Raw genomic sequence first — 905 nt, 5'->3', positions numbered from 1 at the left:
GTAGTATGGACGCTTATAGCGGACATCCCAACGGCAGTAAAACTTGCTATCACAACTTTAGTTATAGCTTGTCCACATGCATTGGGTCTAGCTATTCCATTGGTCACCGCTCGTAGCACAAGCTTAGGGGCAAGTCGTGGCTTACTAGTAAAAGACCGAGAATCTTTAGAAATAGCTCAAGATGCAGATGTGATGATTTTAGATAAGACAGGTACTTTAACAACAGGTGAGTTTAAAGTATTAGACGTTGAACTTTTTAATAACAAATATAATAAAGAGGAAATCATTGCCTTACTGGCAGGTATTGAAGGAGGATCTAGCCACCCGATCGCTCAATCAATTATAAGCTTCGCTAAGCAGCAAGGTATAAGTCCAGTATCTTTTGATTCAATTGATGTGATTTCCGGTGCTGGCGTAGAAGGCAAAGCCAAGGGTCATAGTTACCAATTAATCAGCCAAAAAGCCTCCGGACGTAATCTGGATATGGATATTCCAAAAGGAGCAACTCTCAGTGTCTTAGTAGAAAACGATGATGCCATAGGTGCTGTAGCTTTAGGGGACGAATTAAAACCAACGAGCAAAGAGTTAATTAAAGTTCTTAAAAAGAACAATATAGAGCCGATTATGGCAACAGGTGATAATGAAAAAGCGGCTCAAGGCGCGGCAGAAGATTTAGAGATTGAATATAGATCAAATCAATCTCCACAAGACAAATATGAGTTAGTAAAAACACTTAAAGAAGAAGGAAAGAAAGTTATCATGGTAGGTGACGGTGTTAATGATGCCCCTTCTCTTGCCTTAGCAGACGTTGGAATAGCAGTCGGTGCAGGAACTCAAGTGGCGTTGGATTCAGCTGATGTCATCTTGACTCAATCTGATCCAGGAGATATTGAATCATTTATTGA

Annotated in this window: 1 protein-coding gene; it reads left to right on the top strand. The window is 40.2% G+C overall.

Translation table 11 applies throughout. The features are described from left to right. Nucleotides 1–905: HAD-IC family P-type ATPase (locus tag AC1EKE_RS08170; RefSeq protein WP_480309008.1), on the top strand; the 905-nt coding region annotated here is incomplete at both ends.

The organism is Porphyromonas sp. C0041D3 (assembly GCF_056590575.1).
This window is presented reverse-complemented; position numbering and strand designations above follow the sequence as displayed.